The organism is Streptomyces sp. NPDC023481 (genome assembly GCF_055560195.1).
Map to the genome: position 1 here is coordinate 86,150 of NZ_JBVHJE010000023.1, position 18,142 is coordinate 104,291.

Below are 18,142 nucleotides of genomic sequence, written 5' to 3' on the forward strand. Positions count from 1 at the left end.
TGCTTTCACCGCCGTCCCGACGATCATGGCCGGAGTCGCGGACCCGCCCATCCCGTGAACGCGTGTCCGGTCCACGGCATCACGTGGGTACGTGATGTGGCCACACGGTCGCCTCGGGACGCGTGCCGGTGCCCGCCGGCGACCGCTGGGCGCTGTCGTCCTCGGGGGGAAGGAACGCCGCGGCCTTGCGGGCCAGTACGGCGGTGAGGTGGTCGCGGGCGTCGGGGCGCAGCCGTGCCAGGGCGACCATGCCGGTGATGACGGCGTCGGCGATCTCGTCCTGGACGTCCGTCCACGTATGGCTGTGCCCCTTGCGGGGATTGCTGCCCCGTGCGCCGATGACGGCCTGTGCCGCCTCACCGACCTCCTCGGCGAGCTTGAGCACCTGCAGGGTCCACTGCTCCTCCGGCGCGAGTCCGCTGTCGGCGTCGAACCGGCTGAACCTGTCGGCCAGACGGTGGATCGTGTGCCAGTCGTCGGCCGCGGCGGCGTGCACGACCCGTTCCCGGGACGGTGGGGGCACAGCGGTCCGGCGCATCAGTGCCGGATCGCCCGCGAATCCGAGCCCTTCGTACAGTGGCCTGGATTCGTCGTCGGCGTGCAGCTCGAAGAGGGTGACGCCTTCCTGCTCCAGATCGGCGAGGAGTGCCGTCAGGGCGGCCTTGGCGTGGCCACGGCGCCGGTACGCGGGTCGGGTGGCCACGGCCTGGATGCACGCGGCCGGCCCCTTCGGGTACCGGGGCGCGGGCAGCACCGGACCGACCAGCGCCAGGGCACAGGTGGCGAGTCCGCCGTCGGCCGCGTCGACGACGTAGGCCCGGGCGTCGCCGCCGGGCCGAAGACGCTCGCGCAGCTGGTCGCGGCACGGGTCCGGCCGGACCGGGTCGAGCGGTGGGGAGAGGATCAGCTCGGAGCACAGGCGGCCGATGCCGTCGGCGTCGTCGGGTGTCGCACGGCGTGGAGTGGTCACGGGACGGGTCCTTGTCGTCGGCGAGGGTGAGGAGGCCCGGTGGCCGGCTGTCGTCACGCCGGGCCTCTCCAGCGGTCACGCGGGGTCGGTGACGGTCGGGGAGGCGGGGCGGGGGACGGGGCGTGCGGGGGCGTACTGGGCGGCCTGCGCGTCGAACATGGCCGCGTAGCGCCCTCGGGCGGCCATCAGTTCGTCGTGGCTGCCCTGCTCGACGAGCCGTCCGTTGTGCAGGACGTGGATGTGGTCGGCGTGGCGGACGCCGGACATGCGGTGGGTGACCAGGACGACGGCCCGGTTCGGGGCGGCCAGCCGGCGGATGCGGTCGAAGGCGGCGATCTCGGCTTCCGGGTCGAGGGCGGAGGTGGGCTCGTCCACGATGAGCACGCCGTCGGCCTCGGAGGTGGAGCTGCGCCAGTGGGTCCGGGCGAGACCGATCTTCTGCCACTCGCCACCGGAGAGTTCACTCGCGCCGCGGAACATCCGGGCCAGCAGGCTGTGCAGACCGTGGGGGAGCCTGTCGATGAGCGGCCCGGCTCCCGCGTAGTCGACGGAGGGCCGGAGGTCGTCGGGGCCGGCGGCCCGGGCCGGCCGGCCGATGCGGACGTTCAACGCCGCGGTCACGGGCCAGCGTTGGAAGTCCTGGGTGAGCAACGCGACCCGGTCGAAGACCTCGGAGCGGTCCAGGGAAGCGATGTCCGCTTCTCCCCACCACACGGTCCCGGTCTGCGGCAGCAACAGACCCGACAACACCTTCATCAGCGTGCTCTTGCCGGAGCCGTTCTCGCCGACCACGGCGGTCACCGAGCCCATGGGCAGCGTCAGGGACACCGCGTCCAGGGCGGGGGCTTCCCGGTCCGGGTAGCGGTAGCTCACCCGGTCGAGGACGACCTGCTGCACCTGCGCCGGAACGGGATCGCCCCCGCCGGGAATGGTGCGCCGGGCCGCCTCGTCCAGGAACCGGGCGTGGTCACGGACGTACAGGGACTCCTCGTGCAGCTGGTTCACGTTCATCACCAGCGCGCCCAGGCTCGCCGAGCCGGACCGGACGGCGATGACGGCGGTCCCGGCCACGGCCAGACCCATGCGCCCGCTGGTGATCAGCCAGAACATGGCCGCGTACGTCGCCGCCATGGCGAGCCCGGACAGCGCGGCGGCCACCCACTCGGTGACGGCCTTGCCGCCGGCCAGCCGCTCCTGCTCGGCCTCGGCGCTCTCCGCCATCCGCTCGTAACGGCTGAGCAGGAACGGCCCTACGGCGTGGAGGCGCACCTCCTGCGCGGCGGTGCGCTCCGTGAGCAGGTTGCCGATCAGGCGGCTGGCCCGCACGTGCTCGACCCAGCTCATCACCGACACGTACCGCTCCTGCGCCACCCGCATCGCGCCCCAGCCGCGCGGCGCCGCGATCAGGAGCAGCATGGGCAGCAGCGCGGGGTGGAGGATGGTGAGCACGCCGGCCGTGGAGATCAGGGAGATGATCCCGTTCAGGGCGGCCACACAGGAGCTGATCATGCGGCGGGCGGATGCGGCGCCGTACTGGGCGACGTCGATCAGCCGCCGGAACTCCGGGTCCTCGATGGCCTCCAGCTCCACGGACGCGGCGGCTGCCAGGTACCGGGTCGTGGCGATCCGCTCGATCAGCGGCTCCAGCCGGCCCGCCCGCGAGGTCGACCATCCGGCCAGGCCCGAGTTGACCACGGCGGCTCCGGCGGCGGCGAGCAGCCCGGGCAGGACCGCGTGCAGCCGCTGCCCGGGGGTGCCCGAGCCGAGCAGGGCGTGCATGACGGCGTTGACCGCGAGCAGCCCGACGGCGGCGGCGAGGCCCTGACCGATCTCGCTGACGGCGACCGTGAGCAGCGCGCGGCGGTCCGCCTGCCACGCCGTCCGCAGGGTCGCCCCGACCAGCCTCGGCATGGAGCGCAGAGCCGACATCATCGTCAGGTCGAGCCAGGCGCGCTCGTGTTCCGACCAGCCCATGTCGTAGCGCAGGGGACCGCCGAACAGCTCCTGCTCGGCGTCGGAGACCTCGGGCTCGGCCATCCGTACGCGTCCGAAGAACCTCTTCACAGCGTGCCTCCCGTCCCGGGCGGGCCGTGCCGTGGCGTCGGGAGTCGTGTGTGCTGGTGTCCTGGCCGAAGTCAATGTGGTCCCCCTTGACGGTCCCGTTTCTCTCCCGCTGCTCAACGAGCCGGCCCCGTATTTCGAACACATGTGTTTCGGCCGGGTCGGTGTCCCCGGGGTTGAGCGCGCGCCGGAGATTGCGGGTTGCACCGACCCTTGCGGCCGCTGGGCCGGGCGGTGGAGCGACGGTGGCCGAAACGCCGAGCGTGCCGGCGTTCCGGGCTGACTGATCGTTCAGAACGCCCTTCGGAGCCGTCGGAGGCAGATGATGCCGCGCCCCTGAAGAAGGCGGCGGTACCTGTCGGAGTCGTAGCCGCGGTCGGCATACGGGCGCTGGGGCGTGCGGCGGGGCGTCAGCGAAGGCCCCGGATCGCAGGGACCGCGTTCGACGACGGAGGAGGCCGGGTGACGCCGTGGCGGTTGCCGCCGGTGAGTGTGACGGCCGGCGGAGTGCCATGGCGGTCGGTGATCGGGTGGTGCCCGGAGCCGGAGCGGGCGCGATCGGCCGGCGAGGGGCGAGTGGGTGGCAGCAGCGGAGCCACCCACTCCCGGAGGTCGTTCGCACGTGGATCGGCAGGCACTCGGACAGGTCGGTGGGGCGGGGTGCGGAGGGCGGCCCGGATCCGTGCGGCGCGGTAATCAGGCTTTCGCCGCGGAACCGCCGTTGGATGCTGCCTAGGTGTATTGACCACGAGCGTTGTCAACCATGGGCGGCCGAGACGTGATCAAGGCTGGAGGCGCGTTATTGGGCAAGGGGGGAGCCGGCCGGAGCCGTGTGGTCGTCCACTGTCTCATCTGGTGGACGCCGCTTCATCGCGCGATCTCTCCCTCGGAAGGTTCAACCTGCGCGAGGGCGCCTGAGCGCGATCAGGCAGGCGGCGCGCCACCGTCCGCCGCCAGGCGCGTGAGCCACTCACGCAGCAGGCGCTGCTCGGCGTCGCTCAGGGCACCGGCGTCGTCGGGGAGGGCGGCGCGCAGCGCGCGGGCCGCTGCGGCGGGACCGGACTCCGCGGTGGGGAGCGCCGGCTCGGCGCGGGTGACGGCCGCGACCATGGACTCGCGCAGGACGGTCAACAGTGCCGGATTGCGGCGGTCCGCGGGGGTGGAGTGCCAGGTGGTGACGGCGCCCTGGCCGGTGGCTTGGATGATCTGGGCGGCCAGCTCCTCGTCGACCCGCAGCCACCCCCCGGCCGCCAGCCGACGCACCCGCCCATGGAGGATCTCCAGGCCCGCGCGGTGTGCTGCGTCCGATCCCCGGCCGGTGGCCCTGTTCATCACCGCGAACAACTCGGGGCGACAGACCCCGAACTCGACCACCATGTCCCAGCCGCGGCGCAGCTCCTCCACCGGGTCCTGCGGAGCGGGGTCGAGCTGCGCGCGCTTTCTCTCCAGGAACTGCGCGTAGCCGTGCTCGGCGACGGCCTCAAGGAGCCCCTCCTTGTCGCCGAAGAGGCGGTAGATCGCCGGCGGCTGCATTCCGGCCGCGGCGGCGACCGCGCGGGTGCTCACCGCGTCAGGGCCGCCGTTCTCCAGCAGCTCGACGGCCGCCTCGACGATGCGGCGCCGAGGGCTGTCGGTGGAGTCGCGCGTAGCCATGAACCGATGATACCGAAAATTTGGTTCCACCGGAATTTCCAGTGTTACCGTTAAAGTGATTCCATCGGAAACAGGGTCAGGAGAACCCAATGATCATCGTGACCGGAGCCACCGGAAAGCTCGGCCGCCGCATCGTCGAGCGCCTCCTGGAGCGTGTCCCCGCCGACCGCGTCGGCGTCAGCGTCCGCGACCACCGCAAGGCCCAGGACCTCGCCGACCGCGGCGTCCGCGTCCGGCAGGGGAGCTTCGACGACCCCGCCTCGCTCGTGCACGCCTTCGAGGGCGCCGAGCAACTGCTCCTCGTCTCCCTCGACCGCACGGGCCAGGAGTGCGTCAGCGGCCACGGCGCCGCCATCGACGCCGCCGTGAAGGCCGGCGTCGGCCGCATCCTCTACACCAGCCAGATGGGCGCCGCCCACGACTCCCGGTTCTTGGCATGCCGCGACCACGCCCAGACCGAGGACCTGCTGCGCGCCACCGGCCTGCCCTGGACCGCGCTGCGCAACGGCTTCTACGCCTCCAGCGCCCTGCAGTTCCTGGAGTCCGCCCGCCACACCGGGGACATCGCCCTTCCCGCCGACGGCCCCGTCGCCTGGACCGGCCACGACGACCTCGCCGAGGCCACCGCGGCGATCCTCGCCGAGGAGCACCGCTTCGAGGGGCCCACCCCGCCGCTCACCGGCCCGGCGGCGCTCGACTTCGACACCGTCGCCGAGATCGCGTCCCAGACCACCGGACGGCCCTTCACCCGCACCGTCGTCCCCGACGACGCCTTCCGCGAGCAGGTTCTGGCGCACGGCGCCCCGGCCCCGATCGGCGACCTGATGCTGAGCATCTTCGCCGCGGCGCGGAATGGCGAGTTCACCGCTGTCGACTCGACACTGGCCGAGCTGATCGGGCGAGAGCCCGCCACCTTCCGCACGCAGCTAAAGCATGCCTGGGACGAATAGATCCAGCGGGGCGCGCAGGCGGCCCCGGCCTGACTCGCCGCCCACAAAAGGCTCGCCCTCTATCGCCCGAGGACGTCGATCACCAGATCGGCGGCCTCGGGCACAAACTCAGACTCCGCATCAGGTTCCGCACCATCCCAGAGGTTTCCCGTGCCCCACCCCTGCCAGCGCGGACCCGGTCGACGAGGAGCCGTCTGCCGTGGACGGTACAACTACCACCGGTGCCACACCGCACTCGACGGCCAACCACCCATCAGCCGCGTCAACCATCCTGCGGGTCAATACACCTAGGCCTTGCCACCCTGGTTCATCATGCCGCCGACCGCGCTGAGGTTGCCGGCGCCGCCGGTGGCTGCGGCCGTTCCGCCCTTGGCGGCGGCATCGGCCACGATCTTGGCCATCTTCTCCAGGTGTTCGGTGACGGTCTTCATGGCCGCCTGGGCGCGTTCGCCGGCTTCCTTGTCGTTGCCGGCGGCGGCTTCGATGCCCTTGGTGAGCACCTGACTCAGGGTGTTGAGGCCGCTCATGTCGCGGAACAGGTTCGCGGTGCTGATGGCCTGCACCGTCTGCAGGGCGGTCGGGTCGGGCATGGCCGCCAGCGGTGTGAACTTCGCCTGGGTGGCGCCCAGGGCGGCCACCGTGGTGTCGAGGTTCTGCGCACGCGTCCCGGTGGACACGGGAGCGATGTCGGCCGGCGTGATCTGGATGGGCGAGTCCTTCCAGTTCCAGAAGCGGGTGAGGTCGATCTTCTCGGCCGAGTTGGCCCGGCCGAGGACGGCCTCGGCGAAGACGCCCTTGGTGGCGATGGCGATCGTGTTGGTCACCGGCGTCCCGAAGGTGTTGTCGCTCGCCTTGCGGGAGTTGGTCCAGTCGTCGCGCTCCTTGTCGCTGCCGAAGTTCCACCGGAAGCCGAGGTAGTTGCCGGTGGCGGCGATCGGCTTGGGGTCCAGCAGCGTGCCGAGCAGGACGGGGGCGGCGTTGGAGCCGGCGGGCGTGTACGAGTAGTTGGCGAGGATGCGGCTGAGCGTCAGCTCGTCGGCGTTGGCCCACACGGCCTGGCTGTAATGGCGGCGGTTGTCGTTCAGATGGTCCAGGACCGCTTGCGGCACGTTCCCGCCGCGCACGTAGAAACCGAGAGAGGCGACGTAGGTGCGGCTGCCGGACTTCACCGTCGAACCGAACAGCCCGCAGATGGCCGAGGCGCCGCCGGCGTCCTCGGACATGTCGGGCGGAACGGAGGTCGTGGCCGCCGGGCCGAAGTTGACCACGCCCGAGGTCATCGTCAGGCGCAGCCCGGCGAGGCTGCCACGGGCGGCGGTGCCGGACCAGGCGTCGACGGAGATCAGCTTGTCGGTGGCGCCGAGGGCGTGGGACACGTGCCGCTGTATGCCGGAGCCGCCGGTGTCGCCGCAGCGGAAGGTACGGCCCGGGAAGACGACCTGGATACTGCGGATTCCGGCCTCGTCGTACCAGACGTCGATCTTGGTCGCGTAAGGGGAGTCGGCCTTCGAGGGGTCGTCGAAGGGCAGGGGCGTCTCGCGTGCTGTGGTGATGAACCTCAGCAGCGTCCCGTTGTTCATCAGCGCCCAGCAGTCCCCGCCGGGGGACGAGACGACCTCCGCCACGCCGGGCAGTCCCTTGAGGCCGTTCGTGGGAAGGCTCCAGCTGGCCGCACCGGGCTCCAGTACGACGGCCAGGGTGTCGTTGTTGTTCTTGGCCACGAGCCAGAGTGCGCCGTCCGGACCGGCGGACACCCGCTGCACGCCCCCCACTCCTCGATCCACCCAGCTGGTGCCGCTGCGCTCGTAGAGCTTCCCCTGCCGGGTGTACCACACCTTGTCCCTGCCGGTGACGGCGACGTCGTCGGCCTCGACGTTCAGGTCCGTCCAGGTGCCGTTCACGGCGCGCTGCCAGAGCTTGTTGTCCGTGCCGACGAGGTACAGCGCGCCGTCCGGACCGCAGGTGAGGGCCAGGCCGTCCTTGTTCTGCGGGTCCGTTCGCCAGCTCGTCCCGTCGAACTGCACGAGGACGTTGTCGGTCCTGAGCGCCCAGACGGTGTCCTTGCCGGGTGCGATGCGGCGCAGGTCGTTGTCCAGTCCGGTGGTCTCCAGCGGGTTCCACTGCCGGCCCGCCGGATCGAACCGGAGGGGGCTGCCGTCGTACTTGCGGACCCCGTACATGCCCATGGCCGACGCGGCGATGTCGACCAGATCCACTCCGTCGAAAGCCTGGCCCTGCGGCGTCTCCGCCGCCGAACAGGCGTCGAGTTTGCGCACGGTGGTGTCGAACGGGTTCGCGGCCCGGATCTTGGCCGCCCAGTCGGCCGGTGCCACCGAGGCGAGCACCTCCTTGTAGCGTTGCAGGCTGGAGTAGTTGAAGGTGAGTTCCTGCAGCGGGATGAACAGGCAGCGTTCCAGCTTGGTCGGCTTGGTCGTCACGTTGTAGACCTGGACGACCTCGTAGTACTGCACCGACATCGCGTGCATGTGGTTGTAGTTGGTGACGACCCGCGTGACGACCTGATCCTTCTCCGACTGCGACGTCTCGCGCACGACCGTCATGTTCCGGCTGCGGGCCGCGGTCGCCAGCTGCTGGGTCCGCGCGCTGATCCGCTGCGTCGCCTCGTCCGCGACCGACTTCAGTCCGGTCGAGCGTGACACCGCGGTCGCGAAGCCCGTGTTCGACGACTCGCTCCAGGAAGCGCCGCCGCTGATGAAACCGAGCGACACTCCCATGCTGCCGCCGGAGCTGGAGGACCTGCTCGTCTGGAACGCCTGGGAGGTGCCGTACTGCTCCTCACGGGCGATCGCGTTCGCGACTTCGCTGATCGACCGGCTCTGGTCGGTGGTGCTGGACAGCGTGTCGGCCTCGGCAGTCGTCTCGGTGCCCGTGGCCTTGGTGGTGCGCTGCCAGTCGACGACCGCGACCCTGGTGCTCTCCCCGGGCGCGAGCGCGAGGCTGTGCAGTAACCGGCCGAGCGTGACGCCCTGGGCCGACCAGCTCTGCTCCGTCGTGACGATCATGCCCTCGGCCGGGCGGTCGTAGAACGGCAGGTTCTCCTCGCCCAGATCGATGGCTCCGGTCAGCTTGCGCGCCGGCTTCGCCCCGGGGATGTCGGTGAGCACCACCGAGCGGTACCGGACGATCTCCGTCGGATAGTTGCCGGTGGTCGGCAGCAGATCCGTCGGCGTGGCGCCGTCGAGCATCGCCTTGTCCACTTCGTACTTGGGCGGCGTACTCGCCGAGCCCGTGCTCGTGGGCGCTGTCGTGCTCGCCGCCGGTGTGGTGGCAGGTGTTCCGGTGCTCGGAGTGCTCATGACGATTCCCGTCTGCGAGAGGGTGAGGGAGAGGTCGACACGGCTCGCCAGGCCTGGGCGCCTGGCCATGACGCCGTCCGGACTGCTCGAAGCTACACAACGCGATCACGGCTACTACACAGTTCGCTGAACTTGGCCAGAAGCAGCGTTCGGCCCAGCAGCCCTTCCGCAGCGCCCCCGGAACGCCGTTCCGGGGGGAGCGCCGACGAGGCTGACCACCTGGGCCGGCACGGGCCGGGCCGGCGGCCCGGCGCGGATCCGCGTCACGGCAGGGGCGGGTCCTGTCCCCCGCGGGGGGCGACAGTCTCGCCATGCCGGCGAGCGGGACCGACCTGACGGTGCCCGTGCCCTCGGACGGGCGGCGGTCGGGCGAACTGGTGCCGTCCACCCTGGAGTTCCGGCCCGGTCAGGGGCCTGGCCGTGGTGGTGCGGCCGGGCGCGGTGTCTCTCCAGTAGTCGTTCCCTGCGCTCCCGGAGTTCCCGTGCGCCTGCTGTGGCGTGTGTCACCTCCCCGTCGGTGAGTCGGGGGGTGGGGGTTTGTGCGTACCCCCTGACGAGGATCGGGCCCCGGGTGCGAGGATGAGCGGACTATGACTGTCCCAGGGTGGTGCCGCGCAGCGCGGGCCGGCGTGTTCGCCGCCGCCTGTGTGCTGCTCGCCGCCCTCGGTCACGCGCTCATGTCGGGTACGTCCGTGCCCTGGTGGGCCATGGCCGCGGGAGCGGTCGGGACGGGCGTGGCCGGCTGGCTGCTGGCCGGCCGGGAGCGCGGCCGTACGTCGGTCGTCGCGGTCGTGACCGCGGCCCAGGCGGTGCTCCACGAGACGTTCTCGCTGGCGCAGTCGTCGGCGTCCGGCGGCACGGCCATGCCCCACGCCGGTCCCTCGACGGGCGGCGGCGCCATGGACATGCGCTCGATGGGTTCCATGGGCGCGATGAACATGGGCTCCGTCCACATGGACGGCATGCACATGGGCTCCATGCACATGGGCGCGATGGATATGGGGTCCGCCGGCCACACCGTTCACGGCGCGGCCGGCCTCGGGCATGTGTACGGTATGGCCGGCATGAGCGGCGCGGCCTCGGTCGGCATGTTCGCCGCGCACCTCCTGGCCGCGGCCCTGTGCGGGCTGTGGCTCGCCTACGGCGAACGGGCCGTCTTCCGCGTCCTGAGGGCGACGGCGGCCTGGCTCGCGGCCCCGCTGCGGCTGCTCGGGGCCCTGCCCGCACCGGTCGGCCGCCCGAAGCCGCACAGGCGCCGCGCCGCGACCGCGCCGCCCCCGGTGCGTCTGCTTCTGTGCTGCGCCCTCACCTTCCGGGGCCCACCCGTGGGGGCCGCTGTCCGCTGAGACAGCCGGATCCACCGGAGCCCCCTCTTCTCCCGTTCTGCGGTGCTCTCGCGCGCAGGTGTGCCCAGCCGGCTCCTCCGCTCGGCACACCCACCGCCCCGCCGCGAACGGTCGGTTCCCGACGGGCTCCGGGACTCGCCCTGCCGCCGCGCAGGGCGCACCCCACGCGCCGGTGAGCCGTGCCCCTGTGCGGGCCCGGCCCCGGAAGACCCGAGAAGGACATCACGAGATGATCTCTGTCATGCCCGCCGCACGGGCGGACCGTGCCGCCGTGGACGCGTCGGCGACCGCCTGGGCGCTGGCCGCCCGCGGTGGCGACCCCGACGCGGCCGAGCGCTTCGTCCGCGCCCTGCACGGTGACGTGCTGCGCTACGTGGCGCACCTCAGCGGCGACCCCCAGACCGCCCACGACCTGACCCAGGACACCTTCGCGCGGGCGTTCGGCAGCCTGCACCGCTACGAGGGCCGGGCCTCGGCGCGTATCTGGCTGCTGTCGATCGCCCGCCGCGCGGTCGCCGACAGCCTGCGGCGCGCCGCGGTGCGCCCCAGGATCGCGGACGCCGTCGACTGGCAGACGGCGGTGGAGGGCGCCCAGGCCTGCGGTCTGCCGGGCTTCGAGGACGGCGTCGCCCTGCTCGACCTCTTGCAGACCCTGCCCGGCGAGCGCCGGGAGGCGTTCCTGCTGACCCAGGTGGTCGGGTTGTCGTACGAGGAGGCGGCCGGTTTCGTCGGCTGTCCCGTCGGTACGGTCCGCTCCCGGGTGTCCCGGGCCCGCGTGACGCTCGAACGGCTCCTGCGGGAGGCCGAGGCCGCGAGCGCCCTGGCCGCCTGACGCCTTCCGGGGCGCGAGCGGTGGCGGTCCCCCTCCCGGCGGCCCGGTCCTCGGACCGGGCCGTCCCGCCGGGAACCGGATGACAAGCCCGGCCGACTGGTGGAGTGGGGAACCACCACCGCGCTCACAAATGCGTTGCCGTCTGGCGGAACTGGCGCAATCCGGCGGGAACTCCCCGGCACCTCCCCCCGACTACTACTGCGACACCGACCCGGCGGCCGGCCGGGACGGAAGTGGTCAGGAGGGGCCCTGTATGACACCCGAGATCGTGGACGCCTTCGCGGCGATCAGAGGAGAGTACGGCGCGGACTCCCTCAGACGTGTGGAACTCATGCTCGGGCCCGGGGGAGGGGGGCCGCGGCACCCGCTCCAGCAGGGCGCCAAGTGGGTCCTGCCCGGGCTGTCGCCCACCCCCTGGCACGACCCTCATGGCCATCCCGAACTGGCCCCGGTCGTAGAGGCGTTCGAAGCCGCTCACCCGGTGATCAAGGAGGAGGCGGCCGCCGCCTGGGCCGGGCGCCGGGAGGCGTTCTCGGACTACGAGCACTATCTGACCCGCCAGGACGACTGGCTGGCCCTCCACCTGTACCGGGGCGGCGGACTGGTCGAGGAGGCTGCGGACATCATGCCCACGGCGTACAAGGTGCTCGACGAGTCCGCGGTGGCGACGGAGCGGATATGCCCCCTCCTGGAATGCCATTTCTCCACCCTGTTGCCGGGCGCGGTCATCGCCCCGCACTGCGACCTGTGGAACTTCAGCATCAATCTGCATCTGGCCGTCGACATTCCGGACGGGTGCAGTATCACGGTGGCGGGCGAAACCCGTTCCTGGATGGAGGGGGAGTGCCTGCTTTTCGACTATTCCTTCGAGCATGAAGCGCGCAATGCCGGGGACAGGCCCCGGACCTGCCTTCTCGTGGACCTCTGGCACCCGGAAACGACCCTTCCGGAGCGGGCGGCCCTCACCGCGCTCGTCAACGAGGTCAGGCGCCTCATGGGAGACGACTGACGGTGCGGGCACGACTGTCCCTTCTCGTCCTGGCGCTGGCCCAGTTGGTCATCGCGCTCGACTACAACATCGTCTACGTCGCCCTCCCCGACATAGGCACCGGCCTCGGCTTCTCGGCGCACGACCTGCAGTGGGTGGTGAGCGCCTACGTCGTGACGACGGGCGGCTTCCTCCTGCTCGGCGGTCGGACGGCCGATCTGCTGGGCCGGCGGCGGACCTTCGTCGCCGCGGCCCTGGTGTACGCGAGTTCCTCGCTGGTGGGCGGGCTGTCCGGGTCGGCGGGCGTCCTGGTCGCCGTCCGCGCGGTGCAGGGCATCGGCGGCTCGTTGCTGTTCCCGGCCACCCTCGCCCTGATCAACACCCTCTACGACGAGGGACCCGCCCGGAACCGGGCCTTGGCGGTGTGGGGCGCGGCGGGGGCCGGCGGCCTGTGCTTCGGTTCCCTGCTGGGCGGCGTCCTGGTCGAGGCGTTCGGCTGGCCGTCCGTCTTCTTCGTCAACGTGCCCGTGGCCGCGGCGCTGGCGTGGGCGGGGCACCGGCTGTTCCCCGCGGACGGTCCGCCGACCGGCACCCGCCGGTTCGACGTCACGGGCGCGCTGGCCGGCACCGGCGGGGTCACCCTCCTGGTGTTCGTGCTGGTGCACGCCCCCGAGGCGGGCTGGGACAGCCCGGCCGCGCTGCTCAGTGCCGCACTCGCGGTCGCCCTGCTGGCCGGCTTCGCGGTGGTGGAGACCCGTACGCGCGAACCCCTCGTGCCGACGCGCCTGTTCGCCCACCGCGGTCTCATCGCCGCGATGACGGTCACCGCGCTCTACAGCGCCACCTTCAGCTCCCTGCACTACTTCATGACCCTCTACTTCCAAAGGGTGCGCGGTTACGGCGCGTTCGCGACCGGACTGGCCTTCCTCGTCCCCGCCGTGGTGACCGCCTTGGGCACCAAGGCCGGTGAACTGGTCGTCGCCCGGGTCGGGGTGGGACGGATGCTGGCCGGCAGCATGACGCTGGGCGCGGCGGGAGCCGCCGTCCTCGGGCTCGCGCTCACCGAGGACGGCTCGTACCCCCTGCTGCTGCCCGGCATCCTGCTCCTCGGAACCGGCCAGGGCGCCGCCTGGACCGGCATGTGGATCGCCGCCACCTCCGGAGTGGCCGCCGAGGACCAGGGCGTGGCCTCCGGCATGGCCTCCACCGCCCTCCAGGTGGGCGGCGCGGTCGGCCTCGCCCTGCTGGTCGCGCTGTCGTCGGGGGTCGGCCAAGGCCCGCCGGACGGCGCCCTGCTCACCGGGATACGGATCGCCGTCTTCGCCATCGCGGCCGGCCTCTGCTGCGGCGTGCCGCTCACCCTGGCCCTGCGCACCCCCACGACCGCCGCCGCGTGAACCCCCCTGCCCCACCCACGAGTTGCCCACCCGAAGAGGAGAACAGCCGTGCCCAGCACCACCCCCAGACCGCCGGGGCCGGCGGCCGTACTGTGCGGCCTGGCCGGTTGGGTGCCGCCCCGCGTCGTCACCAACGACGAACTCGCCGAGCGGCTGGACACCGACGACGCCTGGATCCGTACCCGCACCGGAATACGCCGACGGCACATCGCCGAGCCCGGCCAGGCGACCTCCGACCTCGCCGTCGAGGCCGGGCGGCGCGCGCTGCGCTCGGCCGGAACCGGGACGGTCGACACGGTGATCGTCACCACGACGACCCCGGACCGCCCCTGCCCCGCCACCGCGCCCGTGGTGGCGACCCGCCTGGGCCTCGCGGGAGCCGCCGCCTTCGACGTCGGCGCCGTGTGCACCGGGTTCGTGTACGGCCTCGCCACGGCGGCCGGGTTGATCGCCGTCGGTGTCGCCGAGCGGGTTCTGCTGATCGGCGCGGACACCTACTCCAGCATCGTCAACCCGCTGGACCGGACCAACGCGATCATCTTCGGGGACGGCGCCGGAGCGGTGGTCCTGCGCGCGGGTGACGCGGACGAGCCCGGCGCGGTGGGCCACTTCGACCTCGGCAGCGACGGCGCCCACGAGGATCTGATCACGGTCGCCGCCGGCGGCTCCCGCCGACGTGCCACCGGTAGTGGACCCGCGACCCCCAGCGGCGGACCGGCCACCCCCGGCGGCGGACCGGCCACCCCCGGCGGCGAACCGGCGCCCCCCGACGCCGAACCCGCGGCCCCCGGCGGCGGACCGGCCACCCCCGGCGGCGGATCCACCACCGTCACCCCCGAACCCGTCACCACCCGACCCACCCTCACCCAACTCGCCCTCCCTCAACCCCCCGCCGCCGAGCAGTACTACGCCGAACGGCACTTCGCGATGCGGGGCAGGGAGGTCTACCGGCATGCGGTGACCCGTATGGCCGCCTCGGCGCGCGCCGCGCTGTCCGAGGCCGGCTGGACGACCGACGACGTCGACCACTTCGTGCCCCACCAGGCCAACCTGCGCATCCTGCACTCCGTCGCCGACGACCTGGGCCTGCCCCGGGAGCGCTGTGTCACCAACATCGACACCCGCGGCAACACCGGAGCCGCCTCCATACCGCTCGCCCTGGCCGACGCCACGGCGGACCGGCGGCTCCGCCCCGGCGACCGCCTCCTGCTCACCGCCTTCGGCGGCGGCCTCACCTGGGGCTCCTGCCTCCTGACCTGGCCCCGGCTCGCCCCACACCCGCAACAGGAACGGACCACACCATGACCACCTACGAGCGCGTCGTCGCCGTCATCGCCGGCCTGCACGACGTACCCGCCGACCTCGTCCGCCCCGAGGCCACGCTCGGCGCGCTGGACGTCGACTCCCTGACCACCGTCGAGATCGGCATCCGTATCGAACGCGACCTCGGAGTCACCGTCGGCGACGACGAACTCCAGCCCGATCTCACCCTCGGCCGGCTCGCCGAGCTGGTCGACTCCCGCCGCACCACCACCGTCTGACCCCGGAAGGACCGGCAGCCATGCAGATCACGGACCAGCCCGGCGCCGCGCTCGGCGTCACCGTCGAGGGCTTCGATCACACCACGGCCTGCGAAGCCGACGTCCAGACCCTGAAGAGGGCCGTCTACGCGAAGAAGATCGCCGTCCTGAAGGGACAGGACCTCACCCCGGAGCAGTTCCTCGCCCTCGGCCGGCGCCTGGGCCGCCCCGAGACGTACTACGAATCCATGTACCGGCACCCGGACGTACCGGAGATATTCGTCTCGTCCAACGTGCCGGAGAACGGCAGGCGGACAGGGGTGCCGAAGACGGGCATGTTCTGGCACGCCGACTACCAGTTCATGCCCGACCCCTTCGGCATCACCCTGATCCACCCGCGAGTCGTCCCGGAGCGCGACCGCGGCACCTACTTCATCGACATGGGCCGGGCCTACGAGCGGCTGCCCGAGGAGCTGAAGAAGGAGATCGCCGGCACCCGCTGCCGGCACTCCGTGCGCAGGTACTTCAAGATCCGTCCGCACGACGTCTACCGCCCGATCTCCGAAGTCGTCGAGGAGGTCGAGAAGAAGACCCCGCCGGTCGTCCAGCCCACCACCTTCACCCACCCGATGACCGGAGAAACGATCCTCTACCTCAGCGAGGGCTTCACCCTCGGTATCGAGGACCAGGACGGCGAACCGCTGGGCGAGGACCTCCTCACCAGACTCCTCGACGCCACCGGCCAGCTCGACGACTCCTTCGAGCACCCGAACATCCACCTGCAGACCTTCGAGAAGGGCGACCTGCTCGTCTGGGACAACCGCAGTCTCGTCCACCGCGCCCGCCACACCACCACCCCCGAACCCACCGTCTCCCACCGCGTCACCGTCCACGACGAGCGGCGGCTCTACGACGGGATGCGCGCCGCGTGACCGCGCCCGTCACCGACCAGGACGCTGCGGCACCGCGGTCGTACCCCACCGACGAGGAACTGCTGGCCCGGGTCCTGGTGCCGTACAAGCGGCACTGCAGGTACCTGAGGTCCGCCGAGGTCACGGCCTCGGGCCGGCTCTCCTCCGCCCACTGCGCGTTCAGCGTCCCGGAGTCCTGCTACATCGCCGACACCGGCCACCTGAACTCGGTCGAGGTCAACATCGCCTACAACCAGATGATGTACTACCTGGTCGCCAAGTCCGTGCACGAGGGACGGCTGACCGGGTTCGAGGACTGGACCCTGGAGGACTTCTGGCGCCACCAGCTCCCCGACATCCTCATCGCCCGCTTCGCGGTGACCTTCCGGCGGCCCGTCGACCCCCGCCACTTCACCGGGGAGATGGAGTTCCACTCCGTGACGCGGCGCACCCCGGGCGGCGCCCGACCCTTCCTCCACGCCCGGACCGTGTTCCGCTACCAGGACGCCCACGGCGGCCGGTGCGACGGCGAGGCCACCCTCGCGTTCGTCAACCTCCCCTGACCCCGACACCGAACGGAGACCGCTCATGGAGATGTCCACGGTGCCGCAGCCCCGGGGCGCGAGGCCTCGCCACCCCGAGCCGAGCACCCTCGTCCACACCACCCGCTTCCACGCCGGCCGTCGGCCCGAGGCCGCCGCGGTGATCTGCGAGGGCCGCACCCTGACCTACGGCGACCTGCACCGCGGCAGCAACCGCATGGCGCACGCCCTGCTGGCCGCGGGACTCGGCGAGGGCGACCGGGTGGCCTACCTGGGGAAGGAGTCCGAGCACTACTACGAGGCGCTCTTCGCCTGCGCCAAGACCGGCACCGTGCTCGTCCCGGTCAACTGGCGGCTCACCGCGCCAGAGGTGAGCCACATCCTCCAGGACTCCGGTACCCGGCTGCTGTTCCTGGAGGACGAGTGCGCCCCCGTCGTCCAGGCCATGCCCACCGCGCCGCCGGAGTCCGTCGTCCCCGTGCGGTCGATCCCGGCGTGGCGCTCCGAACACCCCGACACGGACGCGGAGTTCGAGGCCACTCCCGACACACCGGTCGCCCAGCTCTACACCAGCGGCACCACCGGTCTGCCCAAGGGCGTGGTGCTCGCCCACCGCAGCTTCTTCGCGATCCGCGACGCGCTCGCGAGCGAGGAACTCGACTGGATCGACTGGCGGCAGGGCGACATCGCCCTGATCGGCATCCCCGGCTTCCACATCGGCGGCCTGTGGTGGGCCACCCAGAACCTCAACGCCGGCACGACCGTCGTCGCCCTGCGCGCCTTCACCGCCCGGCAGGCCGTGGACCTCATCCGCGACCTCGGCATCACCACCGCCTGCGTGGTCCCGGCCATGCTCCGCATGATGCTCACCGAACCCGGCGTGAGCGCCGAGGACTTCACCAGCCTGCGCAAGACCGTGTACGGCGGCTCCCCCATCTCCCAGGCACTGCTGGAGGAGAGCCTCGCCGTCCTGGACTGCGAGTTCGCCCAGATCTACGGCCTGACCGAGACCGGCAACACCGCCGTGTGCCTGCCCCCGGCCGCCCACGTGCCCGGCGGCCCCCTCATGCAGGCCGCCGGGCGCCCCTACCCGGGGGTGCGCGCCAAGGTGATCGACGACCAGGGCCGCGCACTGCCCCCGGGCGCGGTGGGCGAGGTCTGCCTGCACACCCCCGCCCGGATGGTCGAGTACTGGGGCCTGCCGGACAGGACGGCCCAGACGCTCGTGGACGGCTGGATCCACACCGGTGACGCCGGCTACCTCGACGCGGACGGTTACCTCTTCCTTCGCGACCGCATCAAGGACGCCATCCTGGTCGCCGGCGAGAACGTCTACCCCGCCGAGATCGAGAACGTGCTGGAGCGCCACCCGGCGGTGCGCGAGGCGGTCGTGATCGGCGTTCCCGACGAGCGGTGGGGCGAGAAGGTCCACGCCTTCGTCGTACCCGCGGCCGGAGAGCGGCCCAGCCCCCGGGACCTGCACACCTTCCTCGTCCCGCACCTGGCCGCGTTCAAGCTGCCCGCCGGCTACGAGTTCACGGACCGGGTCCCGCGCAACCCGAGCGGCAAGATCCTCCGCCGCGAACTACGTGACCGCTTCTGGCACGGCCGCGCACGCAAAGTCAACTGACCGGCCCGCGCCCGCCGTTGTCCTC

General features: G+C 72.0%; 14 protein-coding genes. 10 read left to right on the plus strand and 4 right to left on the minus strand.

From position 1 onward, the window contains the following. Nucleotides 1-79: 79 nt before the first annotated feature. The 3 genes from ACZ3ZD_RS34005 to ACZ3ZD_RS34015 all read right to left on the minus strand — a co-directional run bounded on the left by ACZ3ZD_RS34005 (nucleotide 80) and on the right by ACZ3ZD_RS34015 (nucleotide 4,684). Nucleotides 80-970 (minus strand): GNAT family N-acetyltransferase, encoded by an 891-nt coding sequence (locus ACZ3ZD_RS34005; protein ID WP_467406203.1) that lies wholly within the window; start codon nucleotides 968-970, stop codon nucleotides 80-82. A gap of 75 nt (nucleotides 971-1,045) precedes the next feature. Next, nucleotides 1,046-3,034, minus strand: coding sequence for an ATP-binding cassette domain-containing protein (locus ACZ3ZD_RS34010; protein WP_467406205.1), 1,989 nt, complete (start codon nucleotides 3,032-3,034; stop codon nucleotides 1,046-1,048). Between the two features lie 921 nt (nucleotides 3,035-3,955). After that, complete coding sequence (locus ACZ3ZD_RS34015) at nucleotides 3,956-4,684, minus strand: TetR/AcrR family transcriptional regulator (protein WP_467406208.1); 729 nt, start codon at nucleotides 4,682-4,684, stop codon at nucleotides 3,956-3,958. An 89-nt stretch (nucleotides 4,685-4,773) separates the two neighbouring features. Here ACZ3ZD_RS34015 and ACZ3ZD_RS34020 point away from each other — a divergent pair, with 89 nt between their 5' ends. After that, nucleotides 4,774-5,634, plus strand: coding sequence for an SDR family oxidoreductase (locus tag ACZ3ZD_RS34020; protein ID WP_467406211.1), 861 nt, complete (start codon nucleotides 4,774-4,776; stop codon nucleotides 5,632-5,634). A gap of 287 nt (nucleotides 5,635-5,921) precedes the next feature. Here the strand turns inward: ACZ3ZD_RS34020 and ACZ3ZD_RS34025 are convergent, their stop codons facing one another. Then, a complete protein-coding gene (locus ACZ3ZD_RS34025) occupies nucleotides 5,922-8,951 on the minus strand; it encodes a hypothetical protein (RefSeq protein ID WP_467406214.1) in 3,030 nt (1,009 codons plus the stop codon). A 590-nt stretch (nucleotides 8,952-9,541) separates the two neighbouring features. Between ACZ3ZD_RS34025 and ACZ3ZD_RS34030 the strand changes: the two genes are divergently transcribed. From ACZ3ZD_RS34030 to ACZ3ZD_RS34070, 9 genes are all read left to right on the plus strand, one after another. Then, complete coding sequence (locus ACZ3ZD_RS34030; protein WP_467406216.1) at nucleotides 9,542-10,297, plus strand: hypothetical protein; 756 nt, start codon at nucleotides 9,542-9,544, stop codon at nucleotides 10,295-10,297. A gap of 229 nt (nucleotides 10,298-10,526) precedes the next feature. Next, nucleotides 10,527-11,129: a sigma-70 family RNA polymerase sigma factor gene (locus ACZ3ZD_RS34035; protein WP_467406218.1), complete on the plus strand. Its 603-nt coding sequence runs from the start codon at nucleotides 10,527-10,529 to the stop codon at nucleotides 11,127-11,129. Nucleotides 11,130-11,382: 253 nt separating this feature from the next. Beyond that, complete coding sequence (locus ACZ3ZD_RS34040; RefSeq protein ID WP_467406221.1) at nucleotides 11,383-12,138, plus strand: aspartyl/asparaginyl beta-hydroxylase domain-containing protein; 756 nt, start codon at nucleotides 11,383-11,385, stop codon at nucleotides 12,136-12,138. 2 nt (nucleotides 12,139-12,140) lie between these two features. Then, the gene (locus ACZ3ZD_RS34045; protein WP_467406223.1) at nucleotides 12,141-13,514 is read left to right on the plus strand and encodes an MFS transporter; all 1,374 of its coding nucleotides are present in this window, start codon (nucleotides 12,141-12,143) and stop codon (nucleotides 13,512-13,514) included. Between the two features lie 48 nt (nucleotides 13,515-13,562). Beyond that, complete coding sequence (locus ACZ3ZD_RS34050; RefSeq protein ID WP_467406227.1) at nucleotides 13,563-14,819, plus strand: beta-ketoacyl-ACP synthase III; 1,257 nt, start codon at nucleotides 13,563-13,565, stop codon at nucleotides 14,817-14,819. Then, nucleotides 14,816-15,055 (plus strand): acyl carrier protein, encoded by a 240-nt coding sequence (locus ACZ3ZD_RS34055; protein ID WP_467406230.1) that lies wholly within the window; start codon nucleotides 14,816-14,818, stop codon nucleotides 15,053-15,055. The genes ACZ3ZD_RS34050 and ACZ3ZD_RS34055 overlap by 4 nt, the downstream gene beginning before the upstream one ends. A 20-nt stretch (nucleotides 15,056-15,075) precedes the next feature. Further along, on the plus strand, nucleotides 15,076-15,966 hold the full coding sequence (gene scoE, locus ACZ3ZD_RS34060; protein ID WP_467406234.1) for a (3R)-3-[(carboxymethyl)amino]fatty acid oxygenase/decarboxylase: 891 nt from the start codon (nucleotides 15,076-15,078) through the stop codon (nucleotides 15,964-15,966). Further along, nucleotides 15,963-16,508 carry a (2E)-enoyl-ACP glycyltransferase gene (gene scoD / locus ACZ3ZD_RS34065; protein ID WP_467406238.1) on the plus strand — a complete coding sequence of 182 codons (546 nt, stop codon included), beginning with the start codon at nucleotides 15,963-15,965 and terminating at the stop codon, nucleotides 16,506-16,508. Before scoE ends, scoD begins: the two co-directional genes overlap by 4 nt. Nucleotides 16,509-16,533: 25 nt before the next feature. After that, the gene (locus tag ACZ3ZD_RS34070; protein ID WP_467406242.1) at nucleotides 16,534-18,117 is read left to right on the plus strand and encodes a long-chain-fatty-acid--CoA ligase; all 1,584 of its coding nucleotides are present in this window, start codon (nucleotides 16,534-16,536) and stop codon (nucleotides 18,115-18,117) included. The last annotated feature ends 25 nt before the right edge of the window (nucleotides 18,118-18,142 follow it).